General features: G+C 58.1%; 16 protein-coding genes. 8 read left to right on the forward strand and 8 right to left on the reverse strand.

All coding sequences use genetic code 11. From position 1 onward, the window contains the following. Positions 1 to 206: 206 nt before the first annotated feature. Positions 207 to 1634, reverse strand: coding sequence for a sensor domain-containing diguanylate cyclase (locus ACA064_RS03630; protein ID WP_497672162.1), 1428 nt, complete (start codon positions 1632 to 1634; stop codon positions 207 to 209). Positions 1635 to 2045: 411 nt separating this feature from the next. Here ACA064_RS03630 and ACA064_RS03635 point away from each other — a divergent pair, with 411 nt between their 5' ends. The 3 genes from ACA064_RS03635 (at position 2046) to ACA064_RS03645 (ending at position 6075) form a co-directional block, all read left to right on the forward strand. Next, positions 2046 to 3389, forward strand: coding sequence for an aromatic acid/H+ symport family MFS transporter (locus tag ACA064_RS03635; RefSeq protein WP_497672163.1), 1344 nt, complete (start codon positions 2046 to 2048; stop codon positions 3387 to 3389). Positions 3390 to 3516: 127 nt separating this feature from the next. Next, positions 3517 to 4728, forward strand: a complete 1212-nt coding sequence (locus ACA064_RS03640; RefSeq protein WP_497672164.1) for a benzoate/H(+) symporter BenE family transporter — start codon at positions 3517 to 3519, stop codon at positions 4726 to 4728. Positions 4729 to 4806: 78 nt separating this feature from the next. Beyond that, positions 4807 to 6075, forward strand: a complete 1269-nt coding sequence (locus ACA064_RS03645; RefSeq protein ID WP_497672165.1) for an OprD family porin — start codon at positions 4807 to 4809, stop codon at positions 6073 to 6075. A 33-nt stretch (positions 6076 to 6108) separates the two neighbouring features. On the opposite strand, the gene ACA064_RS03650 is transcribed toward ACA064_RS03645, so the two are convergent. Beyond that, positions 6109 to 6354, reverse strand: coding sequence for a DUF2790 domain-containing protein (locus ACA064_RS03650; protein ID WP_497672166.1), 246 nt, complete (start codon positions 6352 to 6354; stop codon positions 6109 to 6111). Between the two features lie 121 nt (positions 6355 to 6475). On the opposite strand from ACA064_RS03650, the gene ACA064_RS03655 reads away from it, so the two are divergent. The 3 genes from ACA064_RS03655 (at position 6476) to ACA064_RS03665 (ending at position 8553) form a co-directional block, all read left to right on the forward strand. Then, the gene (locus ACA064_RS03655; protein ID WP_497672167.1) at positions 6476 to 7408 is read left to right on the forward strand and encodes a LysR family transcriptional regulator; all 933 of its coding nucleotides are present in this window, start codon (positions 6476 to 6478) and stop codon (positions 7406 to 7408) included. 167 nt (positions 7409 to 7575) lie between these two features. Further along, positions 7576 to 8265, forward strand: coding sequence for an energy-coupling factor ABC transporter permease (locus ACA064_RS03660; protein ID WP_497672168.1), 690 nt, complete (start codon positions 7576 to 7578; stop codon positions 8263 to 8265). A 72-nt stretch (positions 8266 to 8337) separates the two neighbouring features. Further along, a complete protein-coding gene (locus ACA064_RS03665) occupies positions 8338 to 8553 on the forward strand; it encodes a hypothetical protein (protein WP_150803318.1) in 216 nt (71 codons plus the stop codon). 8 nt (positions 8554 to 8561) lie between these two features. On the opposite strand, the gene yacG is transcribed toward ACA064_RS03665, so the two are convergent. Genes yacG through pilB form a run of 5 tightly spaced genes read right to left on the reverse strand, consistent with a single transcriptional unit; the run spans position 8562 to position 13178 of the window. Further along, a complete protein-coding gene (gene yacG / locus ACA064_RS03670; RefSeq protein WP_150643337.1) occupies positions 8562 to 8765 on the reverse strand; it encodes a DNA gyrase inhibitor YacG in 204 nt (67 codons plus the stop codon). Continuing rightward, entirely contained in the window at positions 8762 to 9385 is a 624-nt protein-coding gene (coaE, locus tag ACA064_RS03675) for a dephospho-CoA kinase (RefSeq protein WP_497672169.1), read from the reverse strand. Before coaE ends, yacG begins: the two co-directional genes overlap by 4 nt. Beyond that, the gene (locus ACA064_RS03680; RefSeq protein WP_497672170.1) at positions 9382 to 10254 is read right to left on the reverse strand and encodes a prepilin peptidase; all 873 of its coding nucleotides are present in this window, start codon (positions 10252 to 10254) and stop codon (positions 9382 to 9384) included. The genes coaE and ACA064_RS03680 overlap by 4 nt, the downstream gene beginning before the upstream one ends. Before the next feature lie 2 nt (positions 10255 to 10256). Continuing rightward, a complete protein-coding gene (locus tag ACA064_RS03685) occupies positions 10257 to 11474 on the reverse strand; it encodes a type II secretion system F family protein (protein ID WP_497672171.1) in 1218 nt (405 codons plus the stop codon). A 3-nt stretch (positions 11475 to 11477) separates the two neighbouring features. Continuing rightward, entirely contained in the window at positions 11478 to 13178 is a 1701-nt protein-coding gene (gene pilB / locus ACA064_RS03690; RefSeq protein ID WP_497672172.1) for a type IV-A pilus assembly ATPase PilB, read from the reverse strand. A 258-nt stretch (positions 13179 to 13436) separates the two neighbouring features. On the opposite strand from pilB, the gene ACA064_RS03695 reads away from it, so the two are divergent. Both ACA064_RS03695 and ACA064_RS03700 read left to right on the forward strand, forming a co-directional pair. Further along, positions 13437 to 13811: a pilin gene (locus tag ACA064_RS03695; RefSeq protein WP_497674164.1), complete on the forward strand. Its 375-nt coding sequence runs from the start codon at positions 13437 to 13439 to the stop codon at positions 13809 to 13811. A 305-nt stretch (positions 13812 to 14116) separates the two neighbouring features. Beyond that, positions 14117 to 14464 carry a BON domain-containing protein gene (locus ACA064_RS03700; RefSeq protein ID WP_497672173.1) on the forward strand — a complete coding sequence of 116 codons (348 nt, stop codon included), beginning with the start codon at positions 14117 to 14119 and terminating at the stop codon, positions 14462 to 14464. Between the two features lie 174 nt (positions 14465 to 14638). Here ACA064_RS03700 and ACA064_RS03705 read toward each other — a convergent pair whose 3' ends face one another. Then, positions 14639 to 14935, reverse strand: a complete 297-nt coding sequence (locus tag ACA064_RS03705) for a DUF2845 domain-containing protein (protein WP_497672174.1) — start codon at positions 14933 to 14935, stop codon at positions 14639 to 14641.

Genomic DNA, 14935 nt, shown 5'->3' on the forward strand with positions numbered 1-14935 from the left:
GTCTGTCGCGTTTCGAGAGGTTTGTATGCGAACTGAGGGGGGAGAAAGCAAACGGGTCGATGCGTCCTTGGCTCTTCGGATCGCAAGGGACGCTCATCATCCTCGACGCCAAAGTGTGATTGGCGAACGCTGATGAATAACGCCCAATGCCGTGGCGCAGCAGGGGTATCGGTGCCGACGCTTTTTCAGCGACGTCGAAATGATGGTCAGGGCAGCGGTTGGAGGCTGGTTTTGATGGTAGTGACCACACGATTACGGCCTTGGTGTTTAGCGTGATACAGGCGTTGATCGGCTACGCGCAGGATGGCCTCGATGGTGTCGCCGTCGCGGTCAGACTGCGATATGCCGATGCTCACTGTGACCTCGGTTAACCGCTGCAAGCCATTAAAAGCAGTATTTGCAACGGTGCTGCGCAGACGCTCGGCGATTACCCGCGCGCCTTCGAGTGAAGTCTGAGGTAGCAGTATCATGAATTCTTCCCCGCCCACTCGGGCTACGCCGTCATACGGCCGGATCGAATCGAGGCATTTCTCCACGAACCTCTTCAGGATGTCATCGCCAACCTGATGCCCGAAGCGATCGTTGATGGACTTGAAATTATCCAGATCGAGTGCCAACACGGAGAACGGAGTACCGCCGCGCTTGGTCCGGCCAAATTCGACTTCGACCCGCTCCATGAACCGACGCCGATTATCAGCGCCGGTCAGTGGATCGGTCGCCGCAAGGTGCCCGAGTTCTTGATTGGCGCGCTGGAGTTCCTGCAGGGCGCTCTCGGTGTACGCCATCGACTCGGCAAGACGCACCATCAGCTCCTCTTGGCTGTAAATCTTCGAGAATGACCGCGTGGTGAGGAACGCTTGTACTACCCCATAGCTCAACAGGAAGAATCCAGCGGCGAAGATCGCATGAGCGAGCCACCACAAGTGGTTCCACGGACGTGCAAGGATGAATGCGAGAGATGACAAGGCGAACGCGGTGACCGAGATGACAAAAATCACCATCAGCGGCGAACGGATACGGCGCAGCAGGAGCATTGCCACGGTCAATGTGGAAAGAACGAGGGCACCACCTTCCATCGAGAGGCGCACCGCGAGATGGCCGGCGATCGGCGAATGCGCGACGTACGCCACTGCCAGATCAACCAGCAGGAACAATCCTATCCAGGTCAACCACGGGCGGACCTTCATTCGTTGGTCCGGAGCATCAGGTGGGCGGTGGTACGACAGCATTCCGACTAACAGCAGAATCGACATGACCAGTCGAGAGGCCGGTCCATAAAGCAGGAAGAGCCAGATATTGTGGTGTGCAAGCCCGGTGAACGCACCATGCGGCGCGTAGATCAGCACAAAACCGAGAAAACCTAGCGTCATCCATCGCAGCAGCGGGTCGCCCGATGACTGATAGCAGCGCCACGTTACGTAAGTGACAAACAGGCCTGCCAAGGTGGCTGCCGTGATCGCAAATATATGGAACAGGTGGTTCTCGAATAAAAGGGTGGGGTCCTGAAAGAGGTATAAGTAGCCAATCAGATAGGCCGGAAGTAACGCAAACCCTGCGAGCAGCAAGCAGGAATAAACCTTGATCATGAGACGGACGGCTTCAGGTGGCTCGCCGGTGGCGACGATATTGGTCATGGTTCCCTCCAATTTTATTTTGCCAACACCGGTCCGGGGTTGGCTCAAAGCCGCATACATGCCAAGGGTCCCTCGGACCGATACATGGCATTTCAATACTAGACTCCTTACCAATTTCTGCTGCCGAACCAGGTAAAAATGTTCACGCGGACACAATTAACTAATAACCAATGTCTCGTCATTCTCGCCGGCCGTTAAAGAATATCTGCCGCACAAAAACAAAGAAGCTCCTGCGTTCGGGGCGAAATTCCCGACTTTGGACCCATGAACGCGCCTGTGCACAAAACGGATAGCGATCTGCACTGAGCGGATATTGCCTGGCGTTTTGCCTCCCTACCCTGACATGGCCTGCATAAAAAACGATGGAGTTCTTTTCCGTCGTTCTAAAAACAACAACAAGAGACAGATGCCATGCGGAATATCGACGTACATGAGGTTATCGACAACGCTCGCTTCAACCGCTTCCACTGGATGGTGCTGTTCTGGTGTGCCCTGATCATCATCTTCGATGGTTACGATCTGGTGATTTACGGCGTGGTGTTGCCGATGCTGATGAAGGAGTGGGGCCTGACCCCGCTTGAAGCCGGGGCGCTGGGTAGTTATGCGCTGTTCGGCATGATGTTCGGGGCGCTGTTTTTCGGCCCGCTCTCGGACAAGATCGGGCGGAAAAAAGCCATCACCATTTGCGTGATGCTCTTCAGCGGTTTCACCGTACTCAATGGTTTTGCCAGCAGCCCGACGGAGTTCGGTATTTGCCGTTTCATTGCCGGGCTCGGCATTGGCGGCGTGATGCCCAACGTGGTGGCGCTGATGAACGAGTACGCGCCGAAGAAAATCCGCAGCACCCTGGTGGCCATCATGTTCAGCGGCTACTCGGTGGGAGGCATGCTCTCTGCCGGCCTGGGCATTGTGCTGATTCCCAGCTTCGGTTGGCAGTCAGTGTTCTATGTGGCGGCGCTGCCATTGCTGCTGCTGCCCCTGATCATGTACTTCCTGCCCGAGTCGGTGGGTTTCATGCTGCGCCAGGGGCGCAATGAGGAGGCCCGCAATGTCCTTGGACGGATCGATCCTGCGTATGTCGCGCAAGTCACCGACCAGTTGCACATGACCGATGTAAAAGGTACCGGCACGCCGGTTCTGCAACTGTTCCGTGATGGTCGGGCAATGCGCACGCTGATGCTCTGGGTGGCGTTCTTCTGCTGCCTGCTGATGGTTTACGCCCTGAGCTCCTGGCTGCCGAAGTTGATGGCCAATGCCGGCTACAGCCTCGGTTCGAGCCTGTCCTTCCTGCTGGTGCTGAATTTCGGCGCAATCTTCGGTGCGGTCGGCGGCGGGGTGTTGGGCGATAAACTCAACCTGCCACGGGTGTTGGCGGTGTTCTTCACCATTGCCGCAGTGTCGATCACCTTGCTCGGCTTCAAGAGCCCGACGCCGGTGCTGTACCTGCTGATCGCCATCGCCGGTGCGACCACCATCGGTTCGCAAATTCTGCTGTATGCCTGTGCCGCGCAATTTTACTCCATGACCATTCGCTCCACCGGCCTGGGCTGGGCCTCGGGCATCGGCCGCAACGGAGCCATCGTCGGCCCGCTGCTGGGCGGCGCGCTGCTGGGTATCAGCCTGCCGCTGCAGCTCAACTTCATGGCCTTCGCTGTGCCGGGGGCCATTGCCGCCATCGCCATGACCTTGTTTGCCATCAGCAGTCGGCGCTCTGCCAGGGGCGTTGTGTCGGCGCTGTCGACGAGCAGGGCCTGAATCTGACGACCGGCGGTGCGGCGTTGTGCCGTGCCGTTGGTTGCTGCTGAACGACTCGATTTCCCCCAGACAAGAGCATCCAGGCCGTGTGCCAAGGATTGCCTGATGAATCTTGCGGCGAGGTTTCATGAAAGCATTTTTCCACGACTTTTCCCTGTCCGCCGCGGTCGCCGGGTTTATCGCCACGGTGATCTCCTATGCGGGTCCCTTGGTGATCATTTTCCAGGCGGCCGAAACCGCCCAGCTATCCCGGGAGGTGCTGTCGTCCTGGGTGTGGGCGATTTCCATTGGCAGCGCAGTGCTGGGCATCGGCCTGAGCCTGCGTTACCGGGTGCCGGTGATCATTGCCTGGTCGGCACCGGGCTCGGCCTTGCTGGTGGCGCTACTGCCGGGGATTTCCATGGAGGAAGCGGTGGGCGCCTATCTGGTCAGTAGTCTGATCATCTTTCTGGTGGGCGTGTCGGGGGCTTTCGATCGGATCATCAGCAAGCTGCCCTCAGCGATCGCGGCGGCAATGCTGGCGGGTATTTTGTTCAGCTTTGGCACCGGGTTGTTTGTGTCCTTGCAGGGCAAGCCGGTGCTGGTGCTAGCGATGTTTGTCACTTACCTGGTGTGCAAGCGGGTGATGCCGCGTTATGCGGTGTTACTGGTGCTGCTGGTCGGTTGCACCATCGCTTTTATCGCCGGGGACCTGCATCGCGAAGCACTGGTGATCGGCCTGGCGACGCCGGTGTGGATCACCCCGCAGTTCAGCCTGAGCGCGACCCTGAATATCGCCTTGCCGCTGGTGATGGTGGCACTGACCGGCCAGTTCGTTCCGGGCATGACGGTACTGCGGGCCAGCGGTTATGCCACACCGGCCAGCCCAATCATCGCCAGCAGCGCGCTGGGTAGTGCGTTATTGGCACCTTTCGGCTGCCATGGGCTGAATCTGGCGGCGATTACCGCCGCCATTTGCACCGGGCGTGAGGCCCACGAAAATCCGGGCAAACGTTATGTCGCCGGGGTCGTGGGCGGCTTCTGCTACCTGCTGCTGGGCATCTTCGGCGCCACTCTGGTCTCGCTGTTTTCCGCCTTCCCCAAAGAGCTGATCGCAGCCCTGGCCGGGCTGGCGCTGTTCGCCGCGATTGCCGGCGCTCTGGCGGGCGCCATGGCGGTACCGGATGACCGCGAGGCGGCGCTGGTGACCTTTCTGGTCACCGCATCGGGTATGTCGCTGTTCGGCCTGTCCGCAGCTTTCTGGGGGCTGATTTTCGGTATCGCCGCGCACCTGTTGTTGAGTGCCCGGCGACCGGCCCGCGCGACTCCCGCGACCAGCGGCCAGGAGGTGGCTCGCTGAAATCCACCACCACCCGCAGCGAAAGAGGCGCGGGTGGAGCACTGCAACCTGTCGATCAATAACAATAAGAGCAAAACGATGAAACAGACTTCTCCAGCAACTCGTTCAGTGTTGTCCCTGGCGCTCGCCTTGGGTTTTTCCAGCAGCCTGGTGGCCGCCGAGAGCGGCTTCATCGAGGACACCAGCGCGACCCTGCAGGCCCGCAACTATTACTTCAGTCGGGACTTTTCCGACATCGTCGGGGCTAACCAGCAGTCGAAGGCCGAGGAGTGGGCGCAAGGTTTTATCCTCAACGTCAAATCGGGTTACACCCAGGGGCCGATCGGCGTCGGCGTGGATGTCATTGGCCTGTTGGGGATCAAGCTCGACAGCAGCCCGGACCGGGTCAATACCGGGCTGTTGCCGGTGCAGGGCGATGGTCGCGCGGCGGATGAATACAGCCGTCTGGAAGGTGCGCTGAAACTGCGTTACTCGAAGACCGAGCTGCGGGTCGGCGAGTTGCAGCCCAATTTGCCGGTGCTGGCCTTCAGCGATATTCGCTTGCTGCCCCCCAGTTACCAAGGGGCGAGCATCAGCTCCGCCGAGATCAATGGCTTGACCTTGCAGGGCGGTCATTTGAATTCAACCAGCCTGCGCAACGAAGCGGGCGACGAAAAAATGCAGGCGATGCTCGGTCATGTGCCGCAACGCCAGGTCAGCAGTGACGGCTTCAACTTTGCCGGCGGCGATTACGCCTTCAATGACAAGCGCACCTCGGTCAGCGCCTGGTATGGGCAGCTGGAAGATATCTACAACCAGCGCTTCCTCGGCCTCAAGCACAGCGAACCGCTCGGTGACTGGACCCTGGGCGCCAATCTCGGTTACTTCGACTCCAGGGAGGACGGCAAAAAGCTGCTGGGCAACATCGATAACCAGGCGTTTTTCTCTTTGCTCTCGGCCAAGCGTGGCGGCCATACCTTCTACATCGGCTATCAGGGCATGTATGGCGATAGTGCTTTTCCGCGAGTATTCGCCAATATTTCACCGCTGGGCAACGAAGTACCCACCTATGAGTTCGCCTTCGCCGATGAGCGTTCCTGGCAGGCGCGCTACGACTACGATTTTGCGGCGTTGGGGTTGCCTGGCCTGACCAGCACCGTGCGCTACATCACGGGTAATAACGTCGACACCGGCAAGGGCTTCGAAGGCAAGGATCGCGAGCGCGATCTGGATATCGGCTACGTGGTGCAGAGCGGAACCCTGAAGGGGCTCGGGATGCGCGTGCGTAACGCCATGGCGCGTTCCAACTACCGCAGCGATATTGACGAGAACCGGTTGATCCTCAGTTACACCTGGACACTGCTCTGATGGGCATGGAGGCTCATGGAGCAGGTAAAGTCCTTAAGAGTTGCTCGCGCAGCCGCCCATGACCTGATAATCCAGACGATGGGTCTGGCCCTGGTGATCGACATAAACCATGGTCGCCGGCACTACTTCGCAGGCGTTGGAAGTGGGCGTTACCGAGATTACCTTGGCGATATCCGGCGGCTGCGCGGGGTTGTAGGCGGTGGCCGGGATTTGCTGGTTTTCTGCCGCCACAACCGAGGTGGCCATGACTGCCAGCAACACACTGATCAAGGTTTTCATTTCATTTTTCTCCGTGGTGATTCCGATGTCTAAAGTCTATTCCTCGCCTGTTCTGGAAAAAGAGCGTTTTGCTTGAATCAGCCTTACATGAAGCGCAACAGTCAAAGCATTTGGAGAAGTAATGGATCTGCTCAATAGCCTGCGGGTGTTCGTCCGCGTGGTGGACAGCAGCAGTTTTACCGCAGCAGCCCAGGCGCTCGACCTGTCTACCGCGCAGGTTTCGCGGTTGGTCGCCGATCTGGAGCAGCATGTGCAAGCGCGCCTGCTGCAACGCACCACTCGACGTCTGGGACTGACCGACGCCGGCGAACGATTCCTTTTGCGTGGCCGGCAGATTCTCGAGGAAATGGACGTGGCCACTGCCGAAGCCCGTGGCGCCCATCTCAAGCCCAGCGGTCGCTTGCGAGTCCACAGCATGAACGCCCTAGGCGTATTGATCACTCCGCTGATCGCTCGATATTCAGAGATCTACCCTGATGTGGTATTCGAGTTGACCCTCTCGCAACGCAATCCGGACCTGCTGGAGGAAGGCCATGACGTGGTCATTTCAATTGCCCAGGAATTGGCCGATTCACAGTTTGTCGCCCAGGCCATCGGGCAGATTTACAGCGTGCCCTGTGCCTCGCGGGAGTATCTGCAACGCCACGGAGTTCCGGACAGCCCGGCGGCGCTGAATGAGCACCGTTGTTTGCGCATGCTCGACCCGTTGTACAGCGATCAGTGGTTGTTCCATGACGAGCAGGGCGAGCATTGCGTCATTCCCGGCAAGACCTTTCAGTGCAATGTCGCCGAGTCGATGGTCAAGGCTTCGGAAGCCGGCATGGGCATCAGTCTGCTGCCGTTCTATAGCGCGACGCAGCCGGTGAGCGAAGGCCGGCTGGTGCGCCTGCTGCCGGCCTATCGTCCGCGCGAGCGCAATGTCTTTGCGGTCTACCCGTCGCGCAGTTTTCTCGATGCCAAGGTTCGAACCTGGGTGGATTTTCTCAAGGCCGAATTGCCCAGATTGTTTGCCGAGCACGAAGCGGTCATGGACGATCCACAACACTGGGCCTGAAGGTTCAGACTCGATCGAAGGGAGGCAGGAAGGGCGGTGTAGACTGATCACTTGTTCCTGTGTGGCGAGGAGTCTGAAGTGAAAGTTTGCCCGGTGGTGCTACTAAGCCTTGTGCCGTTGTGGGCGCAGGCGCTGAACGTGGACGCGGCACAGCAGCAAGCCCGGCCATGATCAGTGCACAGGTGCTGGCACCGGAAACCCTCACGGTCGGCTGGCTGATTTATGCGCCGGTGCTGGCCTGGGCGATGCTGCGTGCGCCCTGGGTCGAACTGTTCACTGACCGTCGGCGTCAGCATCTGCTGTTCGGTACGGTGTTCACGTTGTTTGTGCTGTGGCTGGTGCGCCGGGACTTCGATACCGGCGTGTCCTATCACTTTATCGGCATGACTGCGGTGACCTTGCTGCTGGACTGGCCACTGGCAATCGTCGGCGGCCTGGTCGCGCAACTCGGACTGGTGGCCCTGGGCCGTCAGGATTTGGCAGCCATCGGGGTCAATGGCGCTTTGCTGATCCTGCTGCCGGTGCTGGTCACCGAGTGTTGCGCAATCCTCGTGGAGCGGGCCCAACCGCGCAATCCTTTCGTGTATATCTTTTGCTCGGGCTTTTTTGCCGCGGCACTCTCGGCGTTGCTATGCCTGCTGCTGGCCCTCGGCCTGTTGTGGTTCGATGGGCGCTTCGCCATGCCGGAATGGCTGGAGGACTTTGTCGGCTATCTGTGGCTGATCATTTTCCCCGAGGCTTTTATCAACGGCATGGTGGTCAGTGCGTTGGTGGTGTTCTGCCCCGAGTGGCTGGAGACCTTCAATCGAACCCGCTATCTGTCGGCACCCTGGAAGGACGACGAGCCAGGGCGGTGACGACCTTGATCCACATCAAGGCCCGAACGCCTCCAGCCCTGCATGCTCTGGAAAATCTTCAGGAGTATGAACATGAGTGTCTATGAGTGGGCGAGACAGGAACTGAACAGAAGTCTGGATTCGGCGCAGGAAGTGGGTTTTGACCCGGGGTTGAGCCTGCGCGCCTTGCTCAGTGCAGTGGTGCAGCAGAGCAAGGGCGTGCGCAGTTTCGAGGATCTGGCGGATGAGTTGCAGTTTCTCGCCGAAAACCTCGACGAAGGCAAGGATTACGGGTTTATGCGGCCGTGATTTTATAATTAGTGCCTACGGGGGTCGAAATCCTCGGAGAACATCTCGTCTTCGGCATCCGGGCTGACCGGGATCTTGTGCTCTTCAGACGCCCAGGCACCCAGGTCGATCAGTTTGCAGCGTTGCGAACAGAACGGCCGATCGGGATTGGTTGCGCTCCATTCCACTGGGGCGCCACAGGTTGGACATTCGACGGTCAGGGTTTGGCTCATGACTGGCCTCCACGCAAAGTAAGATAAAAGTGATGCAGGCGTTCGACCTCGCTATGTAACCAGTTTAGATCGCGATCATTGACCAGCACATCGTTGGCATGGCGCAAGCGATCCTCACGACTGGCCTGGGCTTTGAGAATCGCCTGGACCTGTTGCTCGCTGGTCTGGTCGCGCTGCAGCGTTCGCTCGATTTGCAGCTGTACCGGCGCATCGATCACCAGAATACGTTGAGTCTGCGCGTACTGTCCGGACTCGATCAGCAACGGTGAAACCAGGATCGCGTAAGGCGACTCGGCGCGAGCCAGATGACTGGCGATCTCTTCTGCGATCAGTGGGTGCAACAGGGATTCGAGCCAGAGCCGTTGTTCAGGAACTTCAAAAATCAGTTTACGCAGCGCCGCGCGATCCAGCTGGCCGTCTGGCTGCAGCACACCGGCACCGAAGTGCTCGGCGATCTGCGCCAATGCTGCACGCCCCGGTTCGACCACCCAGCGGGCAGCATGATCGGCGTCCACCAGATGCACGCCCAGGTCGATGAAGTGCTGGGCAGCGGCGCTTTTGCCGCTGCCGATGCCGCCGGTCAGACCAAGAATCCAGGGTTTGGTAACAGAACTAGTCATTTGAAACCGACAAACTGCCAATAGGAGTCGGTTATTTGACCACCCCAGAGCAACGCAATCCAGCCGGCAATGGCCAGATAGGGACCGAAAGGGATGGGCGTCGAGGTTTTAGCGTCGCGCAGGCGTAATAAAATCAGCCCCAGCACGGCGCCGACCAAGGATGACAACAGAATGGTCAGCGGCAGAATCTGCCAGCCGCCCCAGGCGCCGAGCATGGCCAGGAGCTTGAAGTCACCATGACCCATACCCTCCTTGCCCGTCAGCAGCTTGAACAGCCAATACACCGACCACAGGCTCATGTAGCCGGCAACCGTGCCCCACAGGGCGTCATGCAAGGGCACGAACAGGCCGAAGCTGTTGACGATCAACCCCAACCAAAGCAACGGCAGCACCAATACATCCGGCAGCACCTGATGATCGGCATCGATCAGGCTCATCGCCAGCAAGCCCCAACTCAAGATCACCACCAGCCCCGCCTGCCAGCCAAAACCGAAATGCCAGGCGACGAAGGCCGTCAACAGGCCGCAGGCCAGTTCGGTGAGCGGGTAGCGTTTGCTGATCGGTGCCTTGCACTTCGCACAGCGGCCCCGGAGCAGCAGATAGCTGAGGACCGGGATGTTTTCCCAGGCCCGGATCGGGTGCGCGCAGTGTGGGCACTGGGAGTGCGGTAGCAGCAGGTTGTAGGTCGGGCCGGGCGGATCGGCGGGTAAACCCAGCACATCATGGGCCTGGTCCCGCCATTCGCGTTCGAGCATCTTTGGCAGGCGCCAGACCAGCACATTGAGGAAGCTGCCGACGATCAGGCCAAGGGCCAGCGCGGATAGAACAAACGCCAGCGGATGGCTGGTCAGAAAATCACTCAAGGGCATGTTCAGATCGCAGAGCCTAGTTGGAAAATAGGCAAGTACATGGCAACCACCAGGCCGCCGACGACAATGCCAAGAACCACCATGATGAATGGCTCCATCAGGCTGGTCAGGTTATCGACCATACTGTCGACTTCGCCCTCATAGTAAGTTGCGACCTTTTCCAGCATATCGTCCAGCGCACCGGATTCTTCGCCGATGGCGGTCATCTGGATCGCCATATTTGGAAAGATCCCGGAGGCGCGCATGGAAAAATTCAGCTGCATGCCGGTCGAGACATCCTGCTTGATACGGTTGACCGCGTTCTTGAACACCACATTACCCGTGGCGCCAGCTACCGAGGTGAGGGCTTCCACCAGCGGTACACCGGCAGCAAAGGTGGTGGACAGCGTACGGGCATAGCGAGCTACGGCTGATTTGTACATCAGCGCGCCCACCAGCGGCAGTTTCAACAGGCTGACGTCCAGCCAGTCGCGAAAGCGTTGCGAGCGTTGGCGGGCACGATGGAAGCCGAACACGGCAGCGGCGAACCCGAGCAGCACCAGCCACCACCACTCCTGCAGGAGTTCGGAAATGGCGATGACCATCAGGGTGAAACCCGGGAGCTCTGCGCCAAAACCGGAAAATACTGTTTTGAACTGTGGGACTACCTTGATCAGCAGAATGCCGGTCACGATGATTGCAACGAAGATCACCGCCAAGGGATAGGTCATGGCCTTCTTGATCTTGGCCTTGAGCAATTCGCTCTTTTCCTTGTAGGTCGCCACCCGCTCCAGCAAGGTATCCAGGGCACCGGCCTGTTCACCGGCGTCCACCAGGTTGCAGTACAGATCATCGAAATACTGTGGTTTTTTGCGCAGCGCCGCGGCAAAGCTGTTGCCGGCTGCGACTTCCTGTTTCACCTCGTCCACCAGCTTGCGCATGTTCGGGTTATCGAAGCCCTCGCCGATGATGTCGAAAGACTGCAGCAATGGCACCCCGGCTTTCATCATGGTTGCCATTTGACGGGTGAACAGAGCGATGTCGAGGGGTTTGATGCGTTTGCCGGCGCTAAAGATCGAGGCGGTTTTTTTCCGAACCTTGCCCGGAGTAATACCTTGCTTGCGCAACTGCGCCTTGATCAGTGCCGGGTTATGACCGGTCAATTCACCGGTCATTTTGCTGCCTTTTCTGTCGGTGCCTTCCCAAGTGTAAACACTGACTTTTACTGCTTTGACCGCCATTGATTAGTCCTTGGTGACCCGGTTGATTTCCTCAAGGCTGGTGGTGCCCTGCATGACCTTGAGCAGGCCGGAAGTACGCAAGTCGTTGAAACCGTCCTTGCGCATCTGGGCGTCGATCTCCAGTGAGTTGCCTTCAGCCATGATCAGGCTTTGCAGCTCCCGGGTGTTCTTCACCACTTCATAGATCCCGACTCGCCCCTTGTAACCGCTGTTACAGAGGTCACAGCCGACCGGTTCATAGATCTTGAATGTGCCGATATGTTCCTCGGCGAAGCCTTCCTTGAGCTGAGTCTCGTGGGGAACCACGATTTCCTTTTTGCACTGACCGCACAGCTTGCGCGCCAGGCGCTGGGCGATGATCAGATTGACCGAGGTGGCGATGTTGAACCCGGGAATGCCCATGTTGTGCAGGCGGGTCAGGGTTTCCGCGGCGCTGTTGGTGTGCAGGGTCGACAGCACCATGTGCCCGGTCTGCGCGGCCTTGATGGCGATCTCGGCGGTCTCCAGGTCGCGGATTTCGCCGACCATGATCACGTCCGGGTCCTGGCGCAGGAACGAGCGCAAGGCCTGGGCGAAATCCAGCCCCTGCCGGGGATTGACGTTGACCTGGTTGATGCCTTCCATGTTGATTTCCACCGGGTCTTCGACGGTGGAGATATTGATGTCCACGGTATTGAGGATATTCAGGCCGGTGTACAGCGAAATGGTTTTGCCGGAGCCGGTCGGCCCGGTCACCAGAATCAATCCCTGAGGCTGCTTGAGCGCCGCCATGTACAACTCTTTCTGGTCGGGCTCATAACCGAGGGCATCAATGCCCATCTGCGCATTCGACGGGTCGAGAATTCGCATGACGACCTTCTCTCCCCATAGTGTCGGCAAGGTGTTGACCCGGAAGTCGATGGACTTGGTCTTCGAGATGCGCATCTTGATCCGCCCGTCCTGGGGCTTGCGGCGTTCGGAGATATCCAGGCTGGCCATAACCTTCAGACGCGCGGCGATCCTCCCAGCGAGGTGGATCGGCGGTCTGGCAACCTCGCGCAAAATGCCATCGGTGCGCAGACGGACCCGGTAGAGTTTTTCGTAGGGTTCGAAATGCAAGTCCGAAGAGCCACCCTTGATGGCGTCCAGCAGCATCTTGTGGACGAAGCGCACCACGGGTGCATCGTCAGCGTCTTGCCCGGCAATGGCGTCGTGTTTTTTATCGTCGATCGACTCGATGTCCACGCCACCCAGATCGACATCGGCCAGATCCTCCATGCCGCTGGACTGGGAATCGAAGAACTTGTCGATCGCATCGCTGAGCTTGTCGTCTTCGACCAGGATCGCTTCGGTGCTCAGTCCGGTGCTGAACTGGATATCGTTGATGGCTTGATAATTATTCGGGTCGGAAACACCGATAAACAATTTGTTGCCGCGCCGCCACAGGGGCAGGGCCTGGTGTTGCCGCATCAGCTTCTCGCTGATCAGCCCGCGAGGCTGGGATTCCTTATCGAGGGAACTCAGGTCAAGGAAGGGCATACCAAAATGTTCAGAGGCGATTTGTGCCACCAGCCGGCTTTTGACCAGTTTATTCTGCACCAGGTAGGTCACCAGCGACACTTGATTGCGCTGGGCCTGCTGAGACGCTTGTTGCGCGCCTTTGTCGGTGAGAAGTTCGGCCAGCACCAATTGCTTGGCCAGACCGGAAAGGGCGATGTCATTCATACAGGTACCAAACGCAAACAGTCGAAGACTTATAGCCTAGTCCGCCGAAGGAGCCTAATCGGGGAGGTCGGGTAACTAAAAAATGTCAGTTTGTGCGATTTTCGATGAGGGCGATACGCCAGCAGCTTTGCGCGCCCATAGGAAGGGCCAAAGGGTTTGGCATTCGCTACGCTTTAACCTGTATAAGGCCGTAAGACTTCACTTGATGCGAGGAGCTTGTCTATTAATAGTCAAAAAGGGTTTACCTTGATCGAGCTTTTGATCGTGGTCGCGATCATTGGGATTTTGGCCACGTTTGCCATAGCGTCTTTCGCCAGGTTCCAGGCCAAAGCCAAGGTTACCGCCGGTTTGGCAGAGATCTCTGCACTTAAAACCGGGTTTGAGGGCAGTCTGAATGAAGGCACTGCGCCGACTTTGGCATCAGTTGGCGCTATAACGCCTTCAGCCAATTGCATTGTCGTAGTGGCAGGGACACCGGCTGATGGGGTGGGGAGTATCAGCTGCACAATTCAGAATGCTCCGCCTGGAGTGACTGGCACGATCACCCTTGAACGTAGCAGCGCAGCCGTCTGGAGTTGCTTTACCACGGTAACTTCTGAATACGCGCCGAAAGGTTGTACCACAAGGGCGTAAGGTTTTTTTTACCTATTAATGGGCAGCTGGAGCTGTTTTTTATCGAGATGGCCTTCCGATCCACAGGATTCACAGGAAAATGTCAGTAATTCAGGATGTTAGGGTTCCCTAAAAACCCGCAACTTGCATGCAGATTACGTCCTGGTCATGCAATCTGCACGATTCCGGAATTTTGCGATTTCAATAAGCTATTGATTTATAAGTATTTATTTTGTGATCGGTAGTTGGCACAGCGCCTGCAATATATCCAGTAACCCTGCCCAGTGACACGGTGCAGAATTTCTAGATGAACAGGAGTTACTCGTATGAAGAAGTTCGCAATCGCTGCCGCAACTGCTACCGCTCTGACCCTGACCATGGCCAACGTGGCATTTGCCCAGACCACTCAGGCGCCAATGGTCCTCGCGGCAGGCGAAGTCACCCAGGCCACGGAAGCTACTACCGACACCTGGATCACTACCAAAGTGAAAGCTGACCTGGTCACCGAAAAAGGCATTCCTGGTACCGATATCAAAGTCGAGACCAACAAAGGTGTGGTATCGCTGTCCTCAACTGTTGCGGTCACTGACGCACAGAAAGCCACGGCAGTCGCCATCACCAAGAAAATCAAAGGGGTTAAAGCGGTTTCGGCTGACGGCCTGAAAGCCGAATAAGCTTCAAGCTTCTCGCCTGAACCGGGAGAAGAGGGGTGGCAGGCGATCCAGTAATACGCCTGTCCTCCCTTCAAACAGAGTTCATGCGAAGACCACAGGGATGTGGTCATTACAGGCCTCGGCACTCGTGTCGGGGCCTGTTCTATTTTGGTGGCAGGAAATGCTGGTGAGATGTCAGTTGCCACGGTTGCTATCGATCCGCACCAGTCGATTGCCCTCAAAGCGCAGATACTGATACATGCCGTTGTTGGGCCCGTATACCCACTCCTCGACTTGAAACTCCTCGCGCTTGTTGGCGCTGCGCTTGTAGCCCAGAAGATCGCGGGAAACCGGCTCGCCACATTTCTGCAGCACCTCGCTGGAACGGTCTCCCACACTGATCAATTGACTGCCACAGCGCAGGGTATCGGCTGCCAGCGCCTGGCTGGCGGTAAGCGCCAATGCCAGGCCGATCAGCGATCGGGCGCCCAT

It is taken from the genome of Pseudomonas sp. LBUM1658, from assembly GCF_059716055.1.

What these genes read in the sequence shown, in the direction of transcription:
- ACA064_RS03630 (WP_497672162.1), bottom strand. Translation starts at nt 1,634, where the DNA reads ATGACCAATATCGTCGCCACCGGCGAGCCACCTGAAGCCGTCCGTCTC.
- ACA064_RS03635 (WP_497672163.1), top strand. Translation starts at nt 2,046, where the DNA reads ATGCGGAATATCGACGTACATGAGGTTATCGACAACGCTCGCTTCAAC.
- ACA064_RS03640 (WP_497672164.1), top strand. Translation starts at nt 3,517, where the DNA reads ATGAAAGCATTTTTCCACGACTTTTCCCTGTCCGCCGCGGTCGCCGGG.
- ACA064_RS03645 (WP_497672165.1), top strand. Translation starts at nt 4,807, where the DNA reads ATGAAACAGACTTCTCCAGCAACTCGTTCAGTGTTGTCCCTGGCGCTC.
- ACA064_RS03650 (WP_497672166.1), bottom strand. Translation starts at nt 6,354, where the DNA reads ATGAAAACCTTGATCAGTGTGTTGCTGGCAGTCATGGCCACCTCGGTT.
- ACA064_RS03655 (WP_497672167.1), top strand. Translation starts at nt 6,476, where the DNA reads ATGGATCTGCTCAATAGCCTGCGGGTGTTCGTCCGCGTGGTGGACAGC.
- ACA064_RS03660 (WP_497672168.1), top strand. Translation starts at nt 7,576, where the DNA reads ATGATCAGTGCACAGGTGCTGGCACCGGAAACCCTCACGGTCGGCTGG.
- ACA064_RS03665 (WP_150803318.1), top strand. Translation starts at nt 8,338, where the DNA reads ATGAGTGTCTATGAGTGGGCGAGACAGGAACTGAACAGAAGTCTGGAT.
- yacG (WP_150643337.1), bottom strand. Translation starts at nt 8,765, where the DNA reads ATGAGCCAAACCCTGACCGTCGAATGTCCAACCTGTGGCGCCCCAGTG.
- coaE (WP_497672169.1), bottom strand. Translation starts at nt 9,385, where the DNA reads ATGACTAGTTCTGTTACCAAACCCTGGATTCTTGGTCTGACCGGCGGC.
- ACA064_RS03680 (WP_497672170.1), bottom strand. Translation starts at nt 10,254, where the DNA reads ATGCCCTTGAGTGATTTTCTGACCAGCCATCCGCTGGCGTTTGTTCTA.
- ACA064_RS03685 (WP_497672171.1), bottom strand. Translation starts at nt 11,474, where the DNA reads ATGGCGGTCAAAGCAGTAAAAGTCAGTGTTTACACTTGGGAAGGCACC.
- pilB (WP_497672172.1), bottom strand. Translation starts at nt 13,178, where the DNA reads ATGAATGACATCGCCCTTTCCGGTCTGGCCAAGCAATTGGTGCTGGCC.
- ACA064_RS03700 (WP_497672173.1), top strand. Translation starts at nt 14,117, where the DNA reads ATGAAGAAGTTCGCAATCGCTGCCGCAACTGCTACCGCTCTGACCCTG.
- ACA064_RS03705 (WP_497672174.1), bottom strand. Translation starts at nt 14,935, where the DNA reads ATGGGCGCCCGATCGCTGATCGGCCTGGCATTGGCGCTTACCGCCAGC.